Annotated in this window: 20 protein-coding genes; 8 read left to right on the forward strand and 12 right to left on the reverse strand. The window is 73.8% G+C overall.

Annotation, left to right across the window (positions count from 1 at the left end; translation table 11 throughout):
• The first annotated feature begins 1 nt into the window (after position 1).
• Both ACFXDE_RS18545 and ACFXDE_RS18550 read left to right on the forward strand, forming a co-directional pair.
• Positions 2–1,135 carry an ABC transporter ATP-binding protein gene (locus ACFXDE_RS18545; protein WP_380495499.1) on the forward strand — a complete coding sequence of 378 codons (1,134 nt, stop codon included), beginning with the start codon at positions 2–4 and terminating at the stop codon, positions 1,133–1,135.
• 95 nt (positions 1,136–1,230) lie between these two features.
• Positions 1,231–1,500: a GlsB/YeaQ/YmgE family stress response membrane protein gene (locus ACFXDE_RS18550; RefSeq protein WP_380495501.1), complete on the forward strand. Its 270-nt coding sequence runs from the start codon at positions 1,231–1,233 to the stop codon at positions 1,498–1,500.
• 32 nt (positions 1,501–1,532) lie between these two features.
• Here the strand turns inward: ACFXDE_RS18550 and ACFXDE_RS18555 are convergent, their stop codons facing one another.
• Entirely contained in the window at positions 1,533–3,434 is a 1,902-nt protein-coding gene (locus ACFXDE_RS18555) for an amino acid transporter (RefSeq protein WP_380495503.1), read from the reverse strand.
• Positions 3,435–3,837: 403 nt separating this feature from the next.
• Here ACFXDE_RS18555 and ACFXDE_RS18560 point away from each other — a divergent pair, with 403 nt between their 5' ends.
• From ACFXDE_RS18560 to ACFXDE_RS18570, 3 genes are all read left to right on the forward strand, one after another.
• Positions 3,838–5,412: a N,N-dimethylformamidase beta subunit family domain-containing protein gene (locus ACFXDE_RS18560; RefSeq protein ID WP_380495505.1), complete on the forward strand. Its 1,575-nt coding sequence runs from the start codon at positions 3,838–3,840 to the stop codon at positions 5,410–5,412.
• A 181-nt stretch (positions 5,413–5,593) separates the two neighbouring features.
• Complete coding sequence (locus tag ACFXDE_RS18565; protein ID WP_380495507.1) at positions 5,594–6,331, forward strand: polyprenol monophosphomannose synthase; 738 nt, start codon at positions 5,594–5,596, stop codon at positions 6,329–6,331.
• A gap of 91 nt (positions 6,332–6,422) precedes the next feature.
• The gene (locus ACFXDE_RS18570; protein WP_380495509.1) at positions 6,423–7,658 is read left to right on the forward strand and encodes an aromatic acid exporter family protein; all 1,236 of its coding nucleotides are present in this window, start codon (positions 6,423–6,425) and stop codon (positions 7,656–7,658) included.
• 3 nt (positions 7,659–7,661) lie between these two features.
• Here the strand turns inward: ACFXDE_RS18570 and ACFXDE_RS18575 are convergent, their stop codons facing one another.
• The 4 genes from ACFXDE_RS18575 to ACFXDE_RS18590 form a co-directional block, all read right to left on the reverse strand.
• Positions 7,662–8,111 (reverse strand): SRPBCC domain-containing protein, encoded by a 450-nt coding sequence (locus tag ACFXDE_RS18575; RefSeq protein ID WP_380495511.1) that lies wholly within the window; start codon positions 8,109–8,111, stop codon positions 7,662–7,664.
• Positions 8,112–8,117: 6 nt separating this feature from the next.
• Positions 8,118–8,591, reverse strand: a complete 474-nt coding sequence (locus ACFXDE_RS18580) for a VOC family protein (RefSeq protein ID WP_380439776.1) — start codon at positions 8,589–8,591, stop codon at positions 8,118–8,120.
• Between the two features lie 113 nt (positions 8,592–8,704).
• Positions 8,705–10,687, reverse strand: a complete 1,983-nt coding sequence (locus tag ACFXDE_RS18585) for a phosphocholine-specific phospholipase C (RefSeq protein WP_380495513.1) — start codon at positions 10,685–10,687, stop codon at positions 8,705–8,707.
• 14 nt (positions 10,688–10,701) lie between these two features.
• A complete protein-coding gene (locus ACFXDE_RS18590) occupies positions 10,702–12,135 on the reverse strand; it encodes an endonuclease/exonuclease/phosphatase family protein (RefSeq protein ID WP_380495515.1) in 1,434 nt (477 codons plus the stop codon).
• Between the two features lie 445 nt (positions 12,136–12,580).
• On the opposite strand from ACFXDE_RS18590, the gene ACFXDE_RS18595 reads away from it, so the two are divergent.
• Entirely contained in the window at positions 12,581–13,489 is a 909-nt protein-coding gene (locus ACFXDE_RS18595; RefSeq protein ID WP_380495517.1) for a DUF4328 domain-containing protein, read from the forward strand.
• A 61-nt stretch (positions 13,490–13,550) separates the two neighbouring features.
• Here ACFXDE_RS18595 and ACFXDE_RS18600 read toward each other — a convergent pair whose 3' ends face one another.
• From ACFXDE_RS18600 to ACFXDE_RS18620, 5 genes are all read right to left on the reverse strand, one after another.
• Positions 13,551–14,783, reverse strand: a complete 1,233-nt coding sequence (locus tag ACFXDE_RS18600) for a hypothetical protein (RefSeq protein WP_380495519.1) — start codon at positions 14,781–14,783, stop codon at positions 13,551–13,553.
• Positions 14,773–15,402 (reverse strand): SigE family RNA polymerase sigma factor, encoded by a 630-nt coding sequence (locus ACFXDE_RS18605; protein WP_380495521.1) that lies wholly within the window; start codon positions 15,400–15,402, stop codon positions 14,773–14,775. Before ACFXDE_RS18605 ends, ACFXDE_RS18600 begins: the two co-directional genes overlap by 11 nt.
• Before the next feature lie 183 nt (positions 15,403–15,585).
• Positions 15,586–15,852: a metal-sensitive transcriptional regulator gene (locus tag ACFXDE_RS18610; RefSeq protein WP_329931520.1), complete on the reverse strand. Its 267-nt coding sequence runs from the start codon at positions 15,850–15,852 to the stop codon at positions 15,586–15,588.
• Between the two features lie 85 nt (positions 15,853–15,937).
• A complete protein-coding gene (locus ACFXDE_RS18615; RefSeq protein ID WP_380439788.1) occupies positions 15,938–16,285 on the reverse strand; it encodes a PRC-barrel domain-containing protein in 348 nt (115 codons plus the stop codon).
• A 198-nt stretch (positions 16,286–16,483) separates the two neighbouring features.
• Positions 16,484–17,416, reverse strand: a complete 933-nt coding sequence (locus ACFXDE_RS18620; protein WP_380495524.1) for a LysR family transcriptional regulator — start codon at positions 17,414–17,416, stop codon at positions 16,484–16,486.
• Positions 17,417–17,625: 209 nt separating this feature from the next.
• Between ACFXDE_RS18620 and ACFXDE_RS18625 the strand changes: the two genes are divergently transcribed.
• Positions 17,626–18,939, forward strand: coding sequence for an MFS transporter (locus tag ACFXDE_RS18625; protein ID WP_380495526.1), 1,314 nt, complete (start codon positions 17,626–17,628; stop codon positions 18,937–18,939).
• A 166-nt stretch (positions 18,940–19,105) separates the two neighbouring features.
• Positions 19,106–19,840 carry a DUF4097 domain-containing protein gene (locus tag ACFXDE_RS18630; RefSeq protein ID WP_380495528.1) on the forward strand — a complete coding sequence of 245 codons (735 nt, stop codon included), beginning with the start codon at positions 19,106–19,108 and terminating at the stop codon, positions 19,838–19,840.
• On the opposite strand, the gene ACFXDE_RS18635 is transcribed toward ACFXDE_RS18630, so the two are convergent.
• Positions 19,821–20,732, reverse strand: coding sequence for an alpha/beta fold hydrolase (locus tag ACFXDE_RS18635; protein ID WP_380495530.1), 912 nt, complete (start codon positions 20,730–20,732; stop codon positions 19,821–19,823). The genes ACFXDE_RS18630 and ACFXDE_RS18635 overlap by 20 nt on opposite strands.
• A 92-nt stretch (positions 20,733–20,824) precedes the next feature.
• Positions 20,825–22,045: a LuxR C-terminal-related transcriptional regulator gene (locus tag ACFXDE_RS18640; protein WP_380495532.1), complete on the reverse strand. Its 1,221-nt coding sequence runs from the start codon at positions 22,043–22,045 to the stop codon at positions 20,825–20,827.
• Positions 22,046–22,124 lie beyond the last annotated feature (79 nt).

Below are 22,124 nucleotides of genomic sequence, written 5' to 3' on the forward strand. Positions count from 1 at the left end.
GATGGCCGAGCTCGTCCTGGACGGACTCACCAAGCACTACCCGGACGGCGCGGTCGCCGTGCGGGGCGTCGATCTGACCATCGCGGACGGGGAGTTCGTGATCCTGGTCGGCCCGTCCGGGTGCGGCAAGTCCACCACCCTCAACATGATCGCGGGCCTGGAGGACATCACCGCGGGCACCCTGCGGATCGGCGGCCGGATCGTCAACGACCTCGCACCGAAGGACCGGGACATCGCCATGGTGTTCCAGAGCTACGCCCTCTACCCGCACATGACGGTGCGTCAGAACATGGGCTTCGCCCTGCGGCTGGCCGGGGCGGACAAGGCGGAGATCGCCCGCAAGGTCGAGGAGGCCGCCCGCGTCCTCGACCTCACCGAGCACCTGGAGCGCCGCCCGGCACAGCTCTCCGGCGGACAGCGCCAGCGGGTCGCGATGGGCCGGGCGATCGTCCGCGCGCCGAAGGCCTTCCTGATGGACGAGCCGCTGTCCAACCTGGACGCCCAACTGCGGGTGCAGATGCGCACCCAGATCTCCCGCCTCCAGCGCCGCCTCGGCACCACGACGGTCTACGTCACCCACGACCAGGTCGAGGCGATGACGCTGGGCGACCGCGTCGTGGTGATGCGCGGCGGCGTCGTCCAGCAGGTCGGCCCACCGCAGGAGCTCTACGACCGCCCGGTGAACCTGTTCGTCGCCGGCTTCATCGGCTCGCCCGCCATGAACGTCCTGGACGCGACCCTGGAGGAGGGTGTGCTGCGCACCGCGCTGGGCGAGCTGCCCCTCGACGACCGGCTGCGGCGGCGGCTGGAGGAGGCCGAAGCGCCGCGCCGGGTGGTCGTGGGCATCCGCCCCGAGCACTTCGAGGACGCTGCGCTGCTGGAGCAGCGGCGCGGCGGGCGGACGGTGACGGTGGGCGTCGAGGTGCTGGAGTCGGTCGGTTCGGACGTGTTCGTGCACTGCACCGCGCGGAACGGTGCCGGTTCGGGCGCCGGGGCCGGCCCCGAGGTGGTGGCCCGGATCGGCACCGCGACGCGGGCCGCCGAGGGCCGCCCCCTGGAGCTGTGGGTGGACACCGCCCGGATGCACGTCTTCGACCCCGGCACGGGCGCCGCGCTCACCTCGGCGGCCCGCTGACCAGCGGCGCGGCCCGCCGAGGTGCCCGTCCGGCCGAATCGGGCGATCATGGGACGGACCCCGACGGGGCGGCCCCGCCCGAAAGGTGGACTGCGATGTTCCAGCTCCTGTGGATTCTGCTCATCGGCTTCGTCCTGGGCGTGCTGGCCAAGCTCATCCTGCGCGGGCCGCAGTCGATCCCGTGGTGGCTGACGATGCTGCTCGGTGCCGCCGGCGCCTGGCTCGGCAACGCGGTCTCCGGCTGGGTCGGCGTGCGCCACACGTCGGGCATCGACTGGATCCGGCACATCCTCCAACTGGCCTTCGCGGTGGCGCTGGTGGCCTTCGTCGCACCGGCCTGGTCCAAGTCCCGGCCGAGCCGTTAGGGGCCTCGTCCGGCTCCCGGCCGAGCGGCCCGTCAGCCGACGTGCACGGCCGGGCGGCGGCCGCGGTCGGGCTCGGCCTCGCGCAGCACCTCGCGGGTGACCGGCGCGATCTCGCCCTGCCCGAGCAGGAAGAACCGCAGGAACTGGGCGAAGGGGTTGCCCTCCGTCCACTCGAAGTAGATGTGCGGCTGCTGCCCGGTCAGGTCCCTGACCCGGAGCAGCAGCGCCGCCAGCGCGTTCGGCACGCTGGAGCTCTCCAGCGCGAGCACCCGGTAGCGCTCGTGCAGCACCTCGCCGTGGACGGTCAGTTCGGCCTCGAAGTCGGACGGGTCGAGCACGGTGACCTCGACGAAGACGAGGTCGTCCTCGGCCGGGATGTCGTTGTCGGCGCGGATCTGGCGGATCTTGTCCCGGTACTCGGCGAGGTCGCGGCTGTTCGGCTCGTTGGCGATCAGCCGCAGCGGCCGGTGGGTGTAGTCGCGCACGAAGCGCTCGGCCGTCTCGTCCAGGACGACGTCGGTGACGCGCAGTTCGAAGGCGCGCTTGAGCCGGGAGAGGAAGGAGACCAGCATGATCCCGGCGATGAAGCAGGCGCCGATCTTCACGCCGTCGGACCGTTCGACGACGTTGACGACCGTGGTGTAGAGGAAGACCGCGGCGATCACCGCGAAGATGACGGTCCAGCGCTTCTCCCTGGCCTTGCGCGCGGCGATGGTGACGGCGACGGCGGCGGAGCTGATCAGCACCAGCACGCCGGTCGCGTAGGCGCCGCCCTGCGCGTCGACGTTGGCGTCGAAGATCCAGGTCACGAGGAAGGCGATCAGGGTGAGCACGATGACCGTCGGCCGCACGGCGCGCGCCCAGTGCGGGGCCATGCCGTAGCGGGGCAGGTAGCGCGGCATGAGGTTCAGCAGCCCGGCCATCGCGGAGGCGCCGGCGAACCAGAGGATGGCGATGGTCGACAGGTCGTAGACGCTGCCGAAGGCGCTGCCCAGGTTCTCGTGGGCGAGGTAGGCGAGCGCCCGCCCGTTGGCCGGGCCGCCGGTCTTGAAGGCGTCCTTCGGGATGAGCAGCGTCGTGATGAGGCTCGTGGTGATGAGGAAGACGCTCATGATCACGGCCGCGGTGGTGAGCAGCTTGCGGGCGCCGCGGATCCGCCCGATCGGCTTCTCCTCGGTGTCGTCCGGGTCGCCCTCGATGTGGGGCATCACGGCGACACCGGTCTCGAACCCGGAGAGGCCGAGGGCGAGTTTGGGGAAGACGATGAGCGCCACGCCGATCATCGCGAAGGCGTTGCCGTGCTCGGCGGTCAGCCCGTCGGTCCAGTCGCCGAACACGTGCGGGGTCTTGAACAGGTGCCAGATGCCGTTGACGACGACCACGACGTTGAGCGCGAGGTAGACGGCGACGAGCACGACGGCCAGGCCGATCGCCTCGCTGAAGCCCTTGAGGAACACCGCGCCGAGCAGGGCCACCAGGATCAGCGTGAGCAGCACCTGCTTGCCGGACAGGGCGCTGTGCAGGTGGGGGTTCTCGATCAGGTGCGCGGTGGCGTCGGCGGCCGACAGCGTGATGGTGATCATGAAGTCGGTGGCGGCGAAGCCGAGCAGCGTCAGCACGAAGAGCTTGCCCTGCCAGAACGACAGCAGCCGTTCCAGCATGGCGATCGAGCCCTCGCCGTGCGGGCTCTCGACGGCCACCCGGCGGTAGACCGGCAGCGCGCCGCAGAGGGTGACGAGCACCAGCACGACCGTCGCGACCGGCGAGAGCAGGCCGGCGGCGAGGGCCGCGATGCCGGGCTGGTAGCCGAGGGTGGAGAAGTAGTCGAGGCCGGTCAGGCACATGACGCGCCACCAGGCCGCGCCCTTCTCGTGCGGGGCCTGCGCGTGCGGCCCGGGGTGCTGCTTGGCCATGTCCGCCAGGCCTTCCAGCATCCAGGCCCGGAACCTCGTGCCGCGTGTCGGAGGGGCCACCCCCGGGTCGGCCGTACCCGACGAAACCACGTACACCCCTGTCCATGACTCGTGTCGATGTGTCGATGACGCGGCCGGGCCGCCACGGCTCCTGACCCCCTGGCCGCCGGGCGGACGGCCCGGTCAGGCTAAGGGACCGGACCGCCGCCGCCGCGGAGCCGCACGACCGGACGCGCCGGGGAGCCCCCGGACGGCCCTCTCCGGTGGCGCACGGGCGCGGGACGTGCGGCGAGGGCGCGCGAACCCGTCGCACGCCCGGCGCGGCGGGTGCGAGACCATGACCGGAAAGAGTGAGGATGTGCGCGCGCCTTGACGCACGGGCGAGCGGGTAGAGAACACCGAGACGGGCAACCGGGAGGCCGACGTGGCGGACCAGCGGGCGGAACCGAGCCGACGAGGGGTCCTCGGTCTGGGCCTGATGGCCGCGGCCCTCACCTCCTGCGGCACCCACCACTCCGACGAACCCGCGAGCCCCGCGCCCTCCCCCGACCCCGCCGGCGCGACCCCGCAGCGGGCCGGCCTCAAGGACGACCACCGGCCCGAGCAGTCACTGCCCGGCAACGCCGACTGGGAGATCACCAACCCCGGCCCGGCCGGCGCCATCGAGGGCTTCGCCGACCGCGTCAGCGTCCTGCCCGGCGAACCCGTCGGCCTGCACGTCTCCACACCGGCCGCCGCGTTCACCGTCTCCGCCTACCGGATCGGCTGGTACGGCGGCGCCCGCGCCCGCCTGGTGTGGCGCCGCGAACACGTGCCGGGCGCCAAGCAGCCCGCGCCGCACGTGGACGGCACGACCCGCACCGTCCTCACCGGCTGGCAGCGCACCCTCGCCGTCGACACGGCCGGCTGGCCCGAGGGCGCGTACCTGCTGCGCCTGGACGCCGAGGACGGCTCCGGCCAGCGCTACGTCCCGCTCACCGTCCGCTCGGCCGTCACCGCCGGGCGGACCGTCGTGGTGAGCGCCCCGGCGACGTGGCAGGCCTACAACGAGTGGGGCGGGTACAGCCTCTACAACGGCCCGACCGGCGGCCTCGCCACCCGCTCGCTGAAGGTCGTCTTCGACCGCCCGTACGACTACGACCACGGTGCCGGGCTGTTCCTGGTCTACGAGGCGCCGCTGGTCTCCTTCGCCGAGCAGCTCGGCATCCCGCTCGCGTACACGACCGGGATCGACGTGGCCCGCGAGCCCGCGCTGCTGCGCGGCGCCACCGCCGTCCTGTCGCTCGGTCACGACGAGTACTGGTCCCCCGAGCAGCGCGCCAACGTCGTCGCGGCCCGGGACGCCGGCACCAACGTGGCCTTCCTGGGGGCGAACTGCTGCTTCCGCCGGGTCCGGTTCGAGCCCACCGACCTCGGGCCGGACCGCACGGTGGTCTGCTACAAGGACGCCTGGGCGAGCGACCCCGGGTACCAGGCGGGCGCACCGGCCACCACCGACTTCCGTACCGGCCCGAGCGCCGACCCGGAGAGCTCGATGCTCGGCGTCATCTACGACGGCTACCCCGTGGACGCGCCCTACGTCGTCGGCGCGCCCGACCACTGGGCCTTCGCGGGCACCGGCGTCGCCGCGGGCGCGTCCTTCCCGCACCTGGTCGGCGTCGAGTACGACAAGGTGGACACCGCCTTCCCCGTCCCGCGCCCGATCGAGGTCATCGCCCACTCCCCCGTCGTCTGCGAGGGCCGCCGCTCGCACGCCGACACCGCCTACCACACCGTCCCGAGCGGCGCCGGGGTGTTCGCCACCGGGACGATGCGCTGGGTGGAGACGCTCGACGCGCGCGGCCCCGGGGGCACCGGCGCCGACCACGGCATCGACGCCAAGGCCGGCGACCTGGTGCGCAAGGTCACCGAGAACGTCCTGCGCGCCTTCGCCGCCGGCCCGGCCGGCCGCACCCACCCCGCGAGCGACAACCTCGCCGCCGTCTACGGCGGGAAGTAGCCCCGGCGGTCCATCGTGGTCGAACCGACCTCCGACGCCGCCTCACCCGCCCGCCGGCCGGGGCCCCGGGACCGGGCCGTCCCCCGGCACGGCTACACTCGCACGGTCCGATCAGCAGATCACGGACGCCCGTGAGGCGGGGCACGGGGTCCGGCCGGAGAGCGCGGGTAGGGAACAGAGCATGGTCGAGGCCTCCCCCAAGGTCGTTGTCGTCGTCCCCACGTACAACGAGCGGGAGAACCTTCCGGTCCTGGCGGGCCTGCTGGCACAGCTGCCGGTGCCGAACCTGCACCTGCTGGTGGTCGACGACAACTCCCCGGACGGCACCGGCGAGCTGGCCGACAAGCTGGCGGCCGGCGCGGACGGCCGGATCGGCGTCCTGCACCGCACCGAGAAGGACGGCCTCGGCCGCGCCTACCTCGCGGGCATGGCCCGCGCCCTCGACGAGGACGCCGACGTCGTCGTGCAGATGGACGCCGACCTGTCGCACCCGGCCACGGCGATACCCGAGATGGTCCGGACCCTCCTCACCGGCGACACCGCCGTGGTGCTCGGCTCCCGCTACGTGCCCGGCGGCTCGACCGCCTCGGAGTGGCCGTGGCACCGCAAGGCCCTCTCCGCGTGGGCCAACTTCTACGTCAACACCATCCTCGGCCTCGGCGTCCGCGACGCCACCGCCGGCTTCAAGGCCTGGCGGGCGGACACGCTGCGGGCCATCGACCTGCCGACCGTCCAGAGCAACGGCTACTCGTTCCAGGTCGAGATGAACTACCGCGTCGTCAAGCGCGGCATGACGATCCGCGAGGTCCCGATCCGCTTCGAGGAACGCGTCGAGGGCGCGTCCAAGATGAGCATCGGCGTCCAGGTCGAGTCCGCCCTCGCCCCCTGGAAGCTGCGCCTGGACCGCCGCAACCCCTGACGCGGCCGTTTCCCGACCCCGCAGCGGGCAACCGGGTGCCCTCCGGCGCGATCGGCGGTGTGAACACCGGCTGCGGGGAAAGAAGGGCCTCATGGCCATCCTCCCGGAGTCCCTCACGGCCGCCGTCCGCCGTGGCGCCCGAGAACCGTTCGTCGTCCAGACCGTCCGGGCGACCGTGGCGGCCACCCTGTCCTACGCGGTGGCGACGCGGCTGAGCAGCGAGCCGGCCCCGCTCACGGCGCCGCTCACCGCGCTCCTGGTGGTGCAGGTCACCGTCTACTCGACGCTCAAGACCAGCATCCGCCGGGTCAACTCGGTGGTCGTCGGCGTGCTCATCGCGATCGGGTTCAGCGCCGTCGTCGGACTCTCCTGGTGGAGCCTCGGGCTGATCATCCTGGCCTCGCTGACGATCGGCCGCTTCGTGCGGGTCGAGGAGTTCGTCCAGGAGGTCGCGATCAGCGCGATGCTGATCCTCGGCGTCACCAAGCTCGCCTCCCAGGCCTGGGACCGGGTCCTGGAGACGCTGATCGGCGCCGCCGTCGGCCTCCTGTTCAACCTGCTGTTCGCCCCGCCCGTCTGGGTCGACACCGCCGGCGCCTCGATCGAGGACCTCGCCCGGCGCGCCCGGCAGCTGCTCCTGGACATCGCCGAGGAGCTGGGCCGCCCCACCCCGGTCGCCGTCGCCGCCGAACGCCTCCACGAGGCCCGCCGCCTGGACCAGGCGATCGCCGAGGTCGACGCGGCCCTGCGCCAGGCCGAGGACAGCCTCCGCTTCAACCCCCGGATCAGCGAGGGACTCCTCTCCCGCCTGGTGCTGCGCACCGGTCTGGACACGCTGGAGATCTGCGTGGTGGTCATCCGCGTCCTGGCCCGCTCCCTGACCGACCTGGCCAAGCGCCGCGAGCCCGGCGAGCGCCTGTTCGAACCGGAGGTCGCCGTGGCCCTGGAGGAACTGCTGGCCCACATCGGCGGCGCGATGGTCAGCTTCGCCGTCCTCGTCACGACCCAGGTGAGCCGCAACGCCGAGGAGGCCGAGCAACGCCTGGCCGCCGAACTCGCGGCCGCCTGGACCTGCCGGGAGAACGTCGCCCAGCTCCTCCTGCGCCAGGTCCGCGAGCACCCCGAGGCCTGGCAGCTGCACGGCGCGCTCCTGGCCGAGGTGGACCGCATCCTCGACGAGATGGACCTGGAGCACCGCGGCCGCCGCCTGATGGAGGAACTGGACCGCGCCTCCGTGGCCAACCGGGCCCGCTTCTCCCGCTTCGCCGGCCTCCGGAGGTGGCTCCGCGGCGAGCGCCCCCGCCCGGCCACGAGCACCGGGCGATAGCCGCTAAGGCATGAGCCACGGTTGCTGCGGCAGCGGGTGGCCGGTTTCGAGGTAGGTCTTCAGGTTGGCGAGGACGGCCGACCAGCCGGCGGCGGCCTGCTCCGCCCCGGTCTCGTCGGCGAGGTCCTCGTGGGTGACGGTGAGGCGGGTGAGGTCCTGCCAGCCCTCGATCCCGAAGGTGACCCGGGACGGGCCGGCCGGGTCCGGGCTGCCCGGGGAGTACCAGGTGGTGACGAGGTGGTGGGGGCGGGTGGCGGCTTCCACGGTGCCGGTGACGTCGGCGGTGCCGGAGTCGTCCGTGCGCCGGTGCTCCCAGGGGGCGCCGGGGAGCCAGGTGGAGACGTTGCGGTGGCCCCAGTAGACGGCGGACTCGTCGGCGCTGGTGAGGGCGTGCCAGACCCGCTCGGGGGTGGCGTGCAGGTAGACGGTGGTGCGGACGGCGGCGGGGGTCATGGCGCCTCAGCCCTCGGCCGCGGCGAGCAGCGGCCGGATCTCGATCTTCCCCATGGACATCATCGCCGCCATCACCCGGCCGGCCTTGGCGCGGTCGGGGTCGGCGATCAGGTCCAGCAGGACGCGCGGGGTGATCTGCCAGGAGAAGCCGTAGCGGTCCTTGAGCCAGCCGCAGGGGCCCGCCTGGCCTCCGTCGGCGGTCAGCTTGGCCCAGAGCTCGTCGATCTCCTGCTGGTCGTCGCACTCCACCTGGAGCGAGACGGCTTCGGTGAAGGAGAACTGGGGCCCGCCGTTGAGGGCCGCGTACGGCCGGCCGTCGAGTTCGAACTCGACGGTCATGACCGAACCGGCGGGCGCCGGGCCGCCGTCGAGGTAGTGGGTGACGTTGGTGATGCGGGAGTCGCGGAAGAGCGACGTGTAGAAGGCGGCGGCCTCTTCGGCCTGCTGGTCGAACCAGAGGAAGGTGGTGATTTTCTGCATGGACCCGACGCTAGCGGCGGGGTCCGACGGTCCGGCCGAGCCACGGCCGGGGGTCACCGGTTCGGCGCCCGCGGCCGTGGCTCGGGTCGGGTCGGGTCGGGTCGGGTCAGTGGTCAGTGCACCCAGCCCGCGTAGCGGCGGACGAAGCGCTGGCCGGTGTGGGCGGTGACGACGACGTCGTAGCGGCCCTGCTTGTCCAGCGGCCAGGCGATGTTGGCCTGCTTGCCGGGCTTGACCCACACCGTCTGCGCGGTGCCCGCGAAGTCGTTGGGCTCGGCGGTGAAGGCGACGTCGGTCAGCCCGTCGTTGGCCACCTGGAGCGTGAGCTTGACGTCGCCGCGCAGGTCGGCGGTGACGATCGGCACGCCGATGTCGTTCTGGCCGCCCTGCCCGTCGCGGACGACGGTGCCGGCGAAGCGGCGGACGAAGCCGTCCGGGCCGTGCACCGTGAAGTCGTAACGGCCGTTGGTCGCCGCGGCGTCCCACACGTAGGTGGCGGTGGCGCCGGGGGCGACGGTGAACGGCGTGCCGGCGAACGGGAGGACGATGTTCGGGTAGACGGTGTACGGGAAGGCCACCGAACCGTCGTTGCTCATCGTGCAGGTGACCTTGCCGCTCCTGCGGTCCACCTCCGCGTCGGCCCACGGCTGGTAGGGCAGCGGGCGGTGCGGGCGGTCGCCGCGCTCCGGAACGGGCATCGACTGGGCGCCGACGGCCGGCAGGGCGACGCCGGGCAGCTTGGCGCCCGCGTCGGCCCTGGCCATCAGGGCGTTGGTGTCGGGCAGCTTCGGGATCGAGAAGTCCGGTGCGGCGAAGTCGAAGCAGCTCGTGAGGTCGCCGCAGACGGCCCGGCGCCACGCCGAGATGTTCGGCTCGGCGACCCCGGTGACGACCTCCATGAAGCGCAGCACCGAAGTGTGGTCGAAGACCTGGGAGTTGACCCAGCCGCCGCGCGACCACGGGGAGGCGACCCACAGCGGCACGCGGTTGCCGAGGCCGATCGCCCGGCCCTGGGTGAACTCCTCGGGCGTGCCGGCCTCGGGGGTGGGCGGGACCATGTGGTCGAAGTAGCCGTCGTTCTCGTCGTACATGACGAGGAAGACGGTGTGCTGCCACACCTCCGGGTTGGACATCAGCGACTGGAGCGCCATGTCGACCCAGTGCGCGCCGTAGGCCGGGCCGGCCGCCGGGTGCTCGGAGAAGAGGTAGGGCGCGACGAGCCAGGAGATCGTCGGGAGGGTGCCGTCCTTGCAGTGGCGGTCGAAGTCCGTCGGGTCGAACTTCGTCATCGCGTTGACGTACCGCGGGTCGTCCGCGGGGAAGTCGTGGAACTGCTTGAAGTAGGACAGCGCGTTGTCGTCGTAGTCGCCGGTGCGGTCGTCCTTGCTGGGGTTGTGGTAGACGCGCCAGCTGACGCCCGCCTTCTCCAGGCGCTCGGCGTAGGTGGTCCAGTCGGCGACGGGGTTGTCGGTGACCGGCGTGTTGTCGATCCAGGGGCCGGTGGTGCCGTCGCGGCCCGGACCGGCGGTGCCGGTCCACAGGTAGAGGCGGTTGGGGTCGGTCGGCCCGGCGAGGGAGGTGAAGTAGGCGTCGCAGAGGGTGAACGCGTCGGCGAGGGCGTACTGGTAGGGGATGTCGTCCCGGGTGAAGTAGCCCATGGTGCGCTCGCCCTTGGCGGCGATCCACTTGTTCATCGCGCCGTTGTTGATCGCCTGGTGGCCGGTGGCCCAGTCGTGGGCGAGGCCGCCGGCGTTCTGCGCGTTGTACTTGGAGGTGTCCATCCGGTACGGCAGCATCGCCCCGCCGTCGCTGCGGCGGGCGTCGGGCTGGCGGAACACGTCGGTGCCGTCCGGGAACTGGAGCGCCTGCTTGTCGCCGTAGCCGCGGACGCCGTTGAGCGTTCCGAAGTAGTGGTCGAAGCTGCGGTTCTCCTGCATGAGGACGACGACGTGCCGGACGTCCTTGACGGTGCCGGTGGGCGCGTCGGCCCCGGCCGCGGGGGCGGCGTCGGCGGGGGTCGTCGCGAGGCCGGTGAGCGCGACGGCGCCGGCCGCCGCGGTGGCGCCGACGAAGGTGCGACGGGAAAGTTCGGACATGGCGGACCGGCCTCTCAGAGCTGGAAGGTGGCGACGGCGGCGGCGGTGTCGGACGGCCACTCGTTGGCCGCGGTGTTCGGCTCGGGCTGCGGCCAGTCCGCCACGAGGGTGTGCGCCTCGACGAGCTTGAGCGCGCCCGCGTACTGCACGTAGTCGATGCGGTCCTGCGGCTCGGGCTTGGCACCGCGCTGCTTGCGGGTGGGCGACCAGGTGGCGGCCGGGACCTTGACCGGGTCCGGGCTCTCCTCGCGCAGGGTGTCGGTCAGGCCGGCGGCCTGGAACTCCTTGGAGACGGGCCAGTTGACGGCTCCGACGTTGCCGTGCGCCGCCGCGGTGGCGGCGGTCCAGTCCAGGTGGGAGGGCGAGGAGAGCGCGCCGGCGAGCACCACCGGGGTGTGCTTGGCGACGTCGGCCCGGACGGCCGCGGCCAGCGCCTTGGCCTGCTTGAGTCGGACGGAGGCGTTCTCGGCGGCCTCGGCCTGCGCGGCGGTGCGGCCGTCCTGGACGCCGTACGGGCCGTAGTCGCTCTCGTCGAGGTGCGCGGCCCAGAAGCGGACGGTCCGTCCGCCGGGCAGCCGCACGGTCGCCGCGGCGGCGGGCAGGTCGGCGGTCACCGGGGTGACGTCGGCCAGCGGGTGGCGGCTGAGGACGCCGACGCTGCCGGGGCTCTGGTAGGCGTACCAGCCGAGCGCGGTGGCGAGGGTCTGCGCCTGGGTCCCGGCCGTCTCCTGGAGCGCCACGACGTCGAGGCCCTGGGCGAGCACCACGCGCACCTGCTTCTCCAGCGCGTCGGTGTAGCCGCTGCCGGCGTCGTGCAGGTTCCAGCTCGCGGTCTTCAGGCGCAGCGGCCCGGCCGGGTCGGCGACCGGGACCAGCACGGTGATCGTGTCGGTCGCGCCCGCGCTGTCCTTGACCCCGACGACGACGATCTCCGGGTTCTGGCCGGCCTTGGGGGCGGTGCCGGTGAGGGTGCCGTCCGCGCTGACCGAGGCCCAGGCCGCGCCGCCGGCCTTGCGGAAGGTCGCGGTGCCCGCCGGGTTGCCGGCCGGGCGCGACCACAGGCCGCCGAGCTTGACGGACACCGCGGCGCCGGGGGCGACGGGGGCGGTGGTCAGCGAGTCCACGGCGGCGTGCGGGCGCACGACGGCGGGCCTGGGGCGGAAGCTGAACGGCTCGGTCCGGGCGAGGACGCCGTAGCCGTCCTTGGCCAGCAGGTAGGCGGTGTACGGGCCGCCGGTGAGCGCCGAGGTGTCGAGCTGGAGGTCGCCGGAGCCGCCCGGGGTGTACTTCCACAGCAGGGAGGATCCGTTGCCGGGCTTGCGGCTGCCGTCGTAGATGCCGACCCAGTTCTTGGCGTCGGGGGCGTCGGTGGTCCAGTGGAAGGTGAGCCGGTCGCCTTCGGTCGGGTTGGCGGGTGCGGTGAGGTTCAGGGCGCTGCCTGCGGCCACGGTTGTCCTGTCCGCCGCCGGGGAGGCCGGGCCCGCCCGGAGTCGCCGGGGATCGTCGGGATCACCGGGATCGGCGGGGCCGGTTCCGCGCGCGGCTGGTCACGGAGGCTGAGGGGGGAGCCACAGTTGGCTGTACAACTGTGGGCGCCCTCATTCACCCGAAGGCCAGCGACCGGAACGTGAACGACGCGTGACGCACCATCGGGAGGTTCGGGAACTCCGGGACTTGCGGGTGTTCGAGCGGCCTTCGGAGGATCTGCCCGGATTCCCCCGATACAGCCCCTGACCTGCGGCGATCCCGGCGGTATTCCACTGGCGGAGGCCCCGGCCGCCCCACTAGGCTCGGCGCGCCCGCCCCGCTCGGGGCGACGGCCCGACCGACCGGAGCGCGACGTACGCGCCCGGCGGCCCCCCCAGGAGTGGACCGATTCTGATGATGTGTGCGGTGTGCGGGGCTCGCCCTGCGGCGATCCCGAACCGGCGCTGCCCGAGCTGCGCCGAGGCCGACCCGACGTGGCCGAGGGCGTACCGCTCGCCCGTCGTACCGGCGATCCTCGCCTACGTGGCACTGGCCTTCAACATCCTGCTGGCCGTCCTCGCCGTCGGCGCCGACGTCACCGCCCTGGTCTTCCACTCCCTTGCGCAGGACCCGGGTTCGGACGTCTCGCTCGGCGACTTCGACACGCTGGAGAGCCTGGCCAAGGGGCTGGACGGGGTCGCCTTCCTGCTCCTCGCCCTGGGCGCGACCGCGTTCATCATCTGGTTCTACCGCGTACGGCGGAACGCCGGCCTCTTCCTGCCGCTCGGCCACCGGCGCGGCACGGGTTGGACGATCGGCGCCTGGATCACGCCGATCGTCCAGTTCTGGTTCCCGCAGCAGCTCATGGCCGACAGCTGGGACGCGAGTGCGCCGGTGGACCGGGACGGCCGGCGCCGGCCGGTCGGGCACGGGCTGGTCTCGGCCTGGTGGACGGCGTGGCTCGTCTCGCTGCTCCTCTCCCGCATCGCCGACGATCTGGCCGGCCACTCCTTCGGCACGGTCGACCCGCAGGCCCTGCTCGTGGTCGACTCCGCCGCCGGGACGGTCCGCGCCGCGGCGGCCGTGCTGGCGATCCTCGTGGTGCGGCGGCTGACGGCGATGCAGGAGGAGCGGCGGGCGATGGTGAGTCCGTACGCGGCCGCGGCGGACGCCTCGGAGTTCGCGTTCGGGATCGGGCCGGTCGAGGAGGTCGTGCCCCCCGCGGACGACGCGAGGCCGACGGACGACACGAGGCTGACGGACGACGCGAGGCTGACGGACGACGCGAGGCCGGCGGACGACGCGAGGCCGACGGACCCCGTCGGCGGGCACTGAGCCCGGAGACGGCGGCGGCCCGGCAGGGGATCGACTCCCCTGCCGGGCCGTCGTTGTGGCGTCAGGGCCGCAGGGTGGGGGCGGTCACGATCGCCTTCAGGTGGTCCAGGTCGAGCGCGGGGTCGCCGGGCCGGTAGGTGTAGGCGTTCTCGCCGTTCCACTCCGAGATCCGCACCTGGCCGCCGTCCGGCGTGTGCACCGCGGCCGTCCAGTGCAGGATCGGGTTCGTCGCGGTCTTGCCGTTGCCGAAGCGGTTCGTGACGACGAGCGTCCCGTCGGGCTGCTTCTCCCGGACCTCCAGCGGGGTCGGCAGGTTGTCGTCCATCGACCCGAGGTCGTCCTGGCCCCGCCTGGACGGTGCGTCCCCGCCGACCATCAGCATGCTCGTGCGGCCGTCCACGGTGACGGTCAGCACGCCGTGTTCCGGGTCCTGGCCCTCGACCTTCGCGCCGGCGGGCAGCAGCGGGACCACCTTCGCGAGCAGTTCCGCGTTCGACGGGGCGCTCGCGGACGGGGTCGGCGCCGGGGCGGCGCCCGGTGCCGGCGCGTCCTTGACCGGGCTGAGCGCGGCGAACACCCGGAACCACTCCATCGAGCACACCAGGGCGGTCAGTTGGGCGTCGTTCAGCGGCGGGTCCGGGCGGTTCGCCGTGGCGGGCTGCCCGTTGTACTCGATGACCTGGATCCGGTTGCCGTCCGGGCGCGCCAGGGTGGCCCGCCACTCCCGTCCGCCCGGGGTGGTGGTCGTGCGCAGCTTGTCGATCGCGATCGCGGCTCCGTCGGGCCGGACGGTGCGCCGGCAGGAGTCCTGCGGCGTCTGGAACGGGTCCATGCAGACCGCTCCCGCCTCGGGCCGCAGGTTCGTCCGGTCCACGAAGGCCTCGATGATGCTCGCCCCCGCCCCGTCGTCGAACAGCAGGGTGACCGCGGTCTGGTGCCCGTGGAGCATCGTCGTCGGATCGCCGCCTCCGAGCGGCGTGACGGTGCCCTTCGGCAGCAGGCCGCCGACCAGCGCGACCAGTTCGTGCGCCGACATCGGCTGCTCCGGCGCCGGGTCGGCGGGCCCGACCGCGCCGCGGGACGCCCCCCGGTCGACCGCCGCGAAACCGCCCACCCCGGCCAGCACCAGCACCGCGAGGGCGCTCGCGGCGACCGCGCGCCGGCGGCGGCGCCAACGGCGGCCGCGCTGCTCGGCGACGGCGGCCAGGGTGTGCTGCACCGGCTCGGGGGCCAGCTCGGCGGCACCGCGCAGGGCGCGGGCGAAACCGTCCTCGAACATGTCGTCAGTGGGCATGGCGCAGCACCGCCTTCTCGGAGGAGGGGTTGGGTCCGCCGGTTCCGTTCGCACTTCTCGTCGTACCGGTGCCGGCCGTGTCGGTGGATCCGCCGAGGACGGCGTCGATGTCGTCGCCCAGGACCCCGCGCAGGCGGGCGAGGGCCCGGCGGCAGCGCGCGCGGACGACGGTGCCGCTCAGCCGAAGCGCGGCGGCCGTCTCCTCGACGCTGCGGTCCTCCCAGAAGCGCAGCACCAGCACGGCGCGGTCCGACGCCGGGAGTTCGGCGAGGGCGCGCAGCAGCGTCAGCCGCAGCGCCGGGTCCGGGTCCTGCACGCCGACCTCGGGGAACTCGTCGGTGACGCGCTCGGAGGCGCTGCGCTTGCGGCGGTACGACAGGAACGTGTTGACCAGGACGGTCTGCGCGTAGCCGCTGGGGTTGTCCAGCCGGGAGATCTTCCGCCACTTGACGAAGATCCGGCCGAGCGCCTCCTGCACGAGGTCTTCGGCGAGGTGGACGTCACCGCCGGTGAGGAGAAAGGCGGTCCGGTGGAGGTGCCGGGCGCGGGAGGCGACGAAGTCCGGGAAGTCCGGCCGGTGTGGCTCGGCCGGGGCGTCCGGATTCGATGATTGATCCATACCTTGGTAACGCGGTGGGGGCCGGGGCGTGTGACAGCATGATCGTCAGACGATCGTACGGATGTGCGTGCACCCCGAAGTGCGCACACATCCGTACGTCCGGGCCAGGGGTCGGGCCGGGGCTGAGGCCGGGGGTCAGGTCACGGTTCAGGCCGGGAGACGGGCCGGGGTTCGGGCCGGGGCTCAGGCCAGGGCGAGGAACAGCTTCTCCAGCTCCGCCTCGGTCATCGGCGCACCGTCCTCGTCGGCGGCCGCCATGCACTGGCGCATACCGCTGGCGACGATCTTGAACCCGGCCCGGTCGAGGGCCCGGGACACCGCGGCGAGCTGGGTCACGACGTCCTTGCAGTCGCGGCCCGCCTCGATCATCGCGATCACACCGGCCAGCTGGCCCTGCGCGCGACGCAGCCGGTTCAGGACCGCGCCGACCGCCTCCTCGTCCACCTGCATGTCCGGGCCACCTTTCACGTCGGCTGTCGACTGGCCAGTGTACCCGGTGGGGTATCCGGGCCGGGGCCCCGGCCGGCCACCGCCCTCAGCGCCTCGCCAGGCGCCGCTCGCCGCCGGCACCGGTCGCGTACGGGAGTTCGTAGTGCGCGAAGACGGCGGGCTCGTCGACGGCGGGCAGGACGTCGTCCGTGCCGATCGCGGGCGCCTGCTTGACGACGCTCTTCGGGAACGCGACCTTGACGTAGCCCGGTCCGACCACGGCCCCGTCCAGCGGGACGAAGACCAGCCGGCGCCCGGACATCACGCCGACCGTCACGGTCGCGAAGAAGGGCTCGTCGGTGGACGTCTCCACGTACACGGACTCCAGCGAGCCGATCCGGCCGCCCTTCTCGTCCACGACCGCCTGGCCGCGCCACTCCCGGATGTCCGCCATGCCGATCACCATGACCCGTCCGCCTTCCCGTCGACGACCTGGGACTCCCATCCTCCGCCGGAAGCCCCGGCTACGCCCGACGAGCGATCCGCTCACCCGAGCGGGTGACAGCACGGGCACGGAGTCGGCGGCGGGAGCAACACGGGGAGCACGGGCGATCGGTGCTCGCACGACCGCCGGCCCTGAGTGCGGGACCACCTACCGCCGGGCCCAGTCCGGGGCCCAGGTGGGGCCCTCGGGGCGGGCGTCCGGGATGGCGGCGAGGTGGGTGCGGAGCGCCCGCAGGGCGGGGTGCGGGTTGTCGCGGTGCCAGATCAGCGAGTGCGGGTAGACCGGGACCGGGTCGTGCACCGGGACGCGGCGCAGGTCGTGGCCGGCGGGCCAGACCAGGCGGGTGCGGGCTCCGGCCAGGGTGGCCAGGCCCGGGGTGTCGGCGATGACGTCGAGCAGCGCGTCGGAGCCGAAGTTGGGGCCGGTGCCCTCGATCGTGAGCCCGAACGCGGCGCAGAGGTCCTCGTAGTACGCGCCCCACTCGGTGCCGGGCGCGCTGCCGGGGATCCAGATGCGGTGGCCGGCGAGCCCGGCGAGCGTCACCGAACGGGCGTTCGCGAGGGCGTGGCCCGGGCCGGTGAGCAGGTCGTGGGGCTCGTCGAGGACGTGCGCCGTCGCGATCTCCTCGGGCAGCTCCCGGCCGGGGGCGAGGACGGCGCGGAAGGAGGCGTCGATCGTCCCGGCCAGGAGCGCGGCGACGGCGTCGTCGGCGGTGTGCAGGTGCACCACGTCGAGCTCGACGTCCGGGCGGGCGCGGTGGAAGTCCCGCAGCAGTCCCGACGGTGCGATCCGGGAGGCGATCACGTCGACGCGCAACGCGCGGCTGCCCGGCCGCACCGAGGCGGCGGCCCGCTCCGCGACGCGCAGGAGCTCGCGGGCGTGGGGCAGGAACGCCTGTCCGTCGATGGTGAGTTCGGCGCCGCGCGGGGTCCGGTGGAACATCCGCACCCCGAGGCCCTGCTCCAGCGCGGCGACGCGCTTCGAGACGGCCTGCTGGGTGACGGCCAGCTCGGCGGCGGCGTCCTGGAAGCTGCCCGCCGTGGCCGCGGCCACGAAGGTCCGTACGGCGTTGAGGTCCATGCCGCGAAGCCTAAGGGCACAACGGATGGTTGTACCGTGCCGGGCCCGCGGTTGTTTGATCCCTGGTGGGGCGGGCCGGTTTGATGCTCCCGGTCGCCATTCGGTTGTACCGCCGGTGGTTCCGGTCCGAGAGGGGTGCGCGGGGGATGTGGGGCAGGAAGTCCTTGGGCGGGCAGTCCTTGAACGGGCAGTGCTTGAGCGGGCGGTCCTTGAGCGGGAAGGCGCAGGGGAGGCAGTCGCTCGGGAGGGCGTTCGGCTGGCTCTGGGCCGCGTACGGCACGAGCGCGATGGGCACCCGGCTGGCGTTCGGGGCGTTCCCGTTCATCGCCGTCCACCTGCTGCACGCCGGGGCGTCGGCCGTCGCCGTGCTCGCGGCGGCGGGCGCGGCGGTCGGCGCGGTCGTGGCCGTGCCACTCGGGCCGTGGGTGGAGTTCCGGCGCAAGCGGCCGGTCATGATCGGGATGGACCTGCTCCGCTGCGCGGCGCTCCTGAGCATCCCCGCCGCCCACGCGCTCGGGTGGCTCGGTTTCGGCCAATTGCTGGCGGTGTCGGTGGCCGTCGCGGCGGCGGACATCACCTTCGGGGCGGCCTCCGGCGCGTACCTCAAGAGCATCGTCCCGCCGGAGGGGCTGCTGGCCGCCAACGCCCGTTTCGAGTCGACGATGTGGACGACGACCGTCCTCGGGCCGCCGCTCGGGGGCGCGGCGGTCGGGCTGCTCGGCCCGGTCGCGACCGTCGCGGCGGACGCGGTCAGCTACCTGCTCTCGGCCCTCGGCATCCGGGCCATCGGCGGCCGGGAGGCGCGGCCCCCGCGCGGCGGCTCCGCGCGCCTGCGGGCCGGGGACCTGCTCCAGGGCTGGCGGTTCGTGCTCGCCGATCCGGAGCTGCGGCCGCTCTTCCTCAACACCGTGCTGGTGAACGCCCTGATCATGGCCACCGAGCCGGTGCTCACCGTCCTGCTGCTCGGGCCGCTCGGGTTCGCGCCGTGGCAGTACGGCCTCACCTTCGCCGTCCCGTGCCTCGGCGGGCTGGTCGGCTCCCGGTTGTCCGGGCCGCTGGTCGCCCGGTTCGGGCGGCGCCGGGTCCTGCTCGTCTCCGGGACGCTGCGGGCGTGCTGGCTGCCGGGGCTGGTCCTCGTCGGTCCCGGCGGGCCCGGGATGCTGCTGGTGATGGCCGTGGAGTTCGGGATGATCCTCTGCATCGGGGTGTTCAACCCGGTGTACTCCACCCACCGGCTGGAGCGGGTCGCGCCGGACCGGGCCGCCCGCGTGCTCACCGCGTGGTCGGTGAGCGCCAAGGCCGCGACGGCCGTGCTCACCGCGCTGTGGGGCGTGCTCGCCGGGGTGACCGGTCCGCGGGCCGCGCTCGGCCTCGCCGGGCTGTGCCTGCTCGCGACCCCGTTGCTGCTCCCCCGGCGCGGGCGGGCGGCGGAGCCCGTACCGGCGGCGTCGGCGGTTTCGGGAGCGCCGGGGGCTTCGGGGGCGCCGGGGACTTCGGGGACTTCGGGGACTTCGGGGGTCTGAAGGCTGCGCCGGCCGGTGGTGCCCGGTCGTGCTGTCGGGGGCCTGGGTACCGGTCCGATGGTGGTGCCTGCTCCAGGGGAATTGGGGGGCTGGCCCTATCGCCCCGGGCTTGGCGGCGCGACTACCGTCCCTCGTGTACGGAATTTCGGACGACAGGGGGTTGGACATGGGGTCGCAGCACCGGTACGCCGGGGCGGTCGTGGTCGCCGGGGCGGTCGCACTGGCCGTCGCGGCTCTCGGCGGCTGCTCGCCGACGAAGAGCAGCTTCCAGGACGACGCGACGGTCTCCGACCGGATCACCGCCGTCCGACTGGACACCGACGCGGGGAACGTCACCGTGGAGGGCAGGCCGGGGGCCGCGCAGGTGTCGGTCCACCGGTCCGTCGAGTACGGGCACGGCAAGCCCGAAGGCACCACGCGGGTGGACAACGGCACGCTGGTGCTCGGCGGCTGCGGGGACGACTGCTCGGTCAGCTACACGGTCGAGGCCCCGGCCGGGCTGCCGATCAGCGGCCGGACGTCGGCCGGGGAGATCCGGCTCTCCCGGGTCGGCGAGGTCGCCGTGCACACGAGCGCCGGTGGCATCACGCTCGACGACGTCGGCGGGCCGGTCGACGTCCACACCTCCAGCGGCAGCATCGTGGGCACCACCCTGCGGGGCGAGCGGATCCAGGCCCGCACGAGCAACGGCGACATCCGGCTCACCCCGGCCACCGCGCAGGACATTACGGCCAGGACGTCCAACGGCGCCATCACGGTGACGGTCCCGGCCGCCGCCTACCACGTGAGCACGTCGACGAGCCACGGGAACATACGCGTCGGGGTCGGGGACGACCCCGGCGGCCGCTACCGGCTCGACCTCACCACGTCCAACGGCGACATCACCGCGGCGACGGGCTGAGGAGTCCCCCGGCGACGGGAGCCTCCGCGGCACCGAGGAACTCCTCGACCAGGCCGACGAACCGATCCGGCTCCTCCACCCACATCCGGTGGCCGGAGCGGGCCAGCACCTCCAGCCGGGCCCGGGGGTGGCAGGCGGCCACGGCCCGGGCCGGGTTGGTGCCGATCATGCCGTCGAACGCACCGGCCAGGACCAGGACGGGCGTCGCGGCGGCGGTGAAGCGGGCCAGCCGGTCGCGGAGTTCCTCCGGGGCGGCGGAGCCGGCGTAGAAGGCCTCGCGGTACCACGGCAGCGAACAGGCGTGCTCCGGACGGTACTCGGCGGCGGTGTCCGCGGTCCAGGTGTGCCAGAAGAAGGGCAGGATGCGGCGCTGCAGCGCGGCCGGTCCGGCGGCGCCCGCACCGCCCTCGGCGAGCAGGCGGTCGGCCTCGGCGGCGTCCGCGTACCAGGGCTCGCCGGAGCGCGAGGCCCGCAGGGCCGCCAGTTCGGCCTCGTCGGCCTCGCGCGCCGCCCTGCCGACGGGTGCGGCGAGCACGGCCCGGCGGACACGGTCGGGGTGGGCGGCCAGGTACTCCTGCGCGGTGAGACAGCCCGCCGAGTGGGCGAGCAGGTCGATCCGTTCCAGGCCGAGGTGCCGGCGCAAGGCCTCGACGTCGCGCGCCTGGTGGACGAAGGACACGGTGTCCCGGTCCGCCGGTACGTCGGAGTGCCCGGTCCCGCGCGGGTGCACGAGCACCAGGGTGCGCCGCCGGCCGAGGCCTCCGAGGTCGCCGAGGTACCCCGGGGCCATCCCGGGCCCGCCGGGCAGGACGACCAACGGCTCGCCCCGGCCCGCACGTTGGCAGCTGATCCGGGACCCGTCGTAGGAGGTGTACGAGAGGAAGGTCGACATACGGCAAACGATCACACGCCGGGGCCGCGGCCGTCCCCGCGTTCCACATATTGGTCCAGACCATCAGGCGGTCAAGGGCTGATGACGGACCTTCAGAGCCAGCCTCGCTCCTTGGCGCGGAGACCGGCCTCGAACCGGCTGCGCGCGCCGAGGCGGGCCATCAGGGCGGCGGTGTTGCGGCGGACGGTACGGACGGAGAGGGCCAGCCGGTTGGCCACCGCCTCGTCGGTCAGGCCCTGGCTGAGGAGGTCGAGCAGACCGCGCTCGTGACGGGTGAGTTCGTCGCTGCGCGGGCCCGGCACGGCCTCGCCCCCGGCGACGCCGGCAGCGCCACCGGGGGCGACCAGCGGCTCGGCCGTCTCCCAGACGGCCTCGAACAGGGCCCGCAGCGCGGCGACCACACCGGGGGCGGTGATCAGGACGGCGTCCAGGCAGTCCGGGTCCAGCGTCGCCGGGACGATCGCCGCCGTCCGGTCGAAGACCAGCATCCGGCGCAGCGGCGTGACCGGGACGGTGCGGATCTCGGCGCCGTGCGCGGTCAGGACCCGGGCGTAGGCGAGGCTCGGCTCGTGCCGGCGCACGCTGTCCGGGTACACCGAGCGCATCCGGATGCCGCGCGCGAGACCATCGAGGGTGAGCCCCAGTGCGTTGGTGGTCGCGACGGCGCCGCCGGTCCGGGTCTGGAACGAGATCGTCTCGAACCGGTTCCCGCGGGCGAGTTGTTCGATGCGGGCGACGACGGTGTCCTGGCCGATCAGCCGCTCGGTGTCGCGGTGGCGGATGCCCGGTTCGGCCATGGCGTACTCGGTGAGGAGCCGGGTGACGGTCGTCCGGGTGCGGTCGAACTCCGCCTGCTGGGCGAGGAGTCGGGCCTCCTGGCGGGCCAGCAGCGCGCGCAGGCCCTCGCTGGGGTCGGCGAGGCACAGCGGGCCGGCGTCCGCCGGGTCGGCGCAGCCGGCCCCGGAGCCGGCGGGCGGCGAGACGGCGGGCGGCGCGGTGAGTGGCTCGCTCGGTGGCTGGGCCGGCGACTCTGCGGACGGCGGGTCGGCCGGCGGGTCGGCCGGCGGATCGGCTGGCGGATCGGCCGGCGGATCGGCCGGCGGATCGGCCGATGGCCATGCGATCGGTTCCGGCCGCGTCCGGATGGACGGCCTGAGCAGCCCCGCCGCGACGAGCCGGTCCAGTGCGTCCCCGACCTGCCCGGCCGTCAGGCCCAGCCGCGCGGCGATCTCGGCGTGGTGCGTCACGCCCTCACCCAGCATCAGTCCGTACACGGCCCCGGCGTCCCGCCCGAGGCCCAAGCCCTCGTACACCCTCTGACCTCCCCCGATGTCCCCCGCTGGCGCGATCCTGCCACTGGCCGGATGCTGCCCGCCGGCGATCTTCCCACAG

Origin of the sequence: Kitasatospora sp. NPDC059408 (assembly GCF_042751525.1) — a bacterium.
Lineage (GTDB): Bacteria > Actinomycetota > Actinomycetes > Streptomycetales > Streptomycetaceae > Kitasatospora.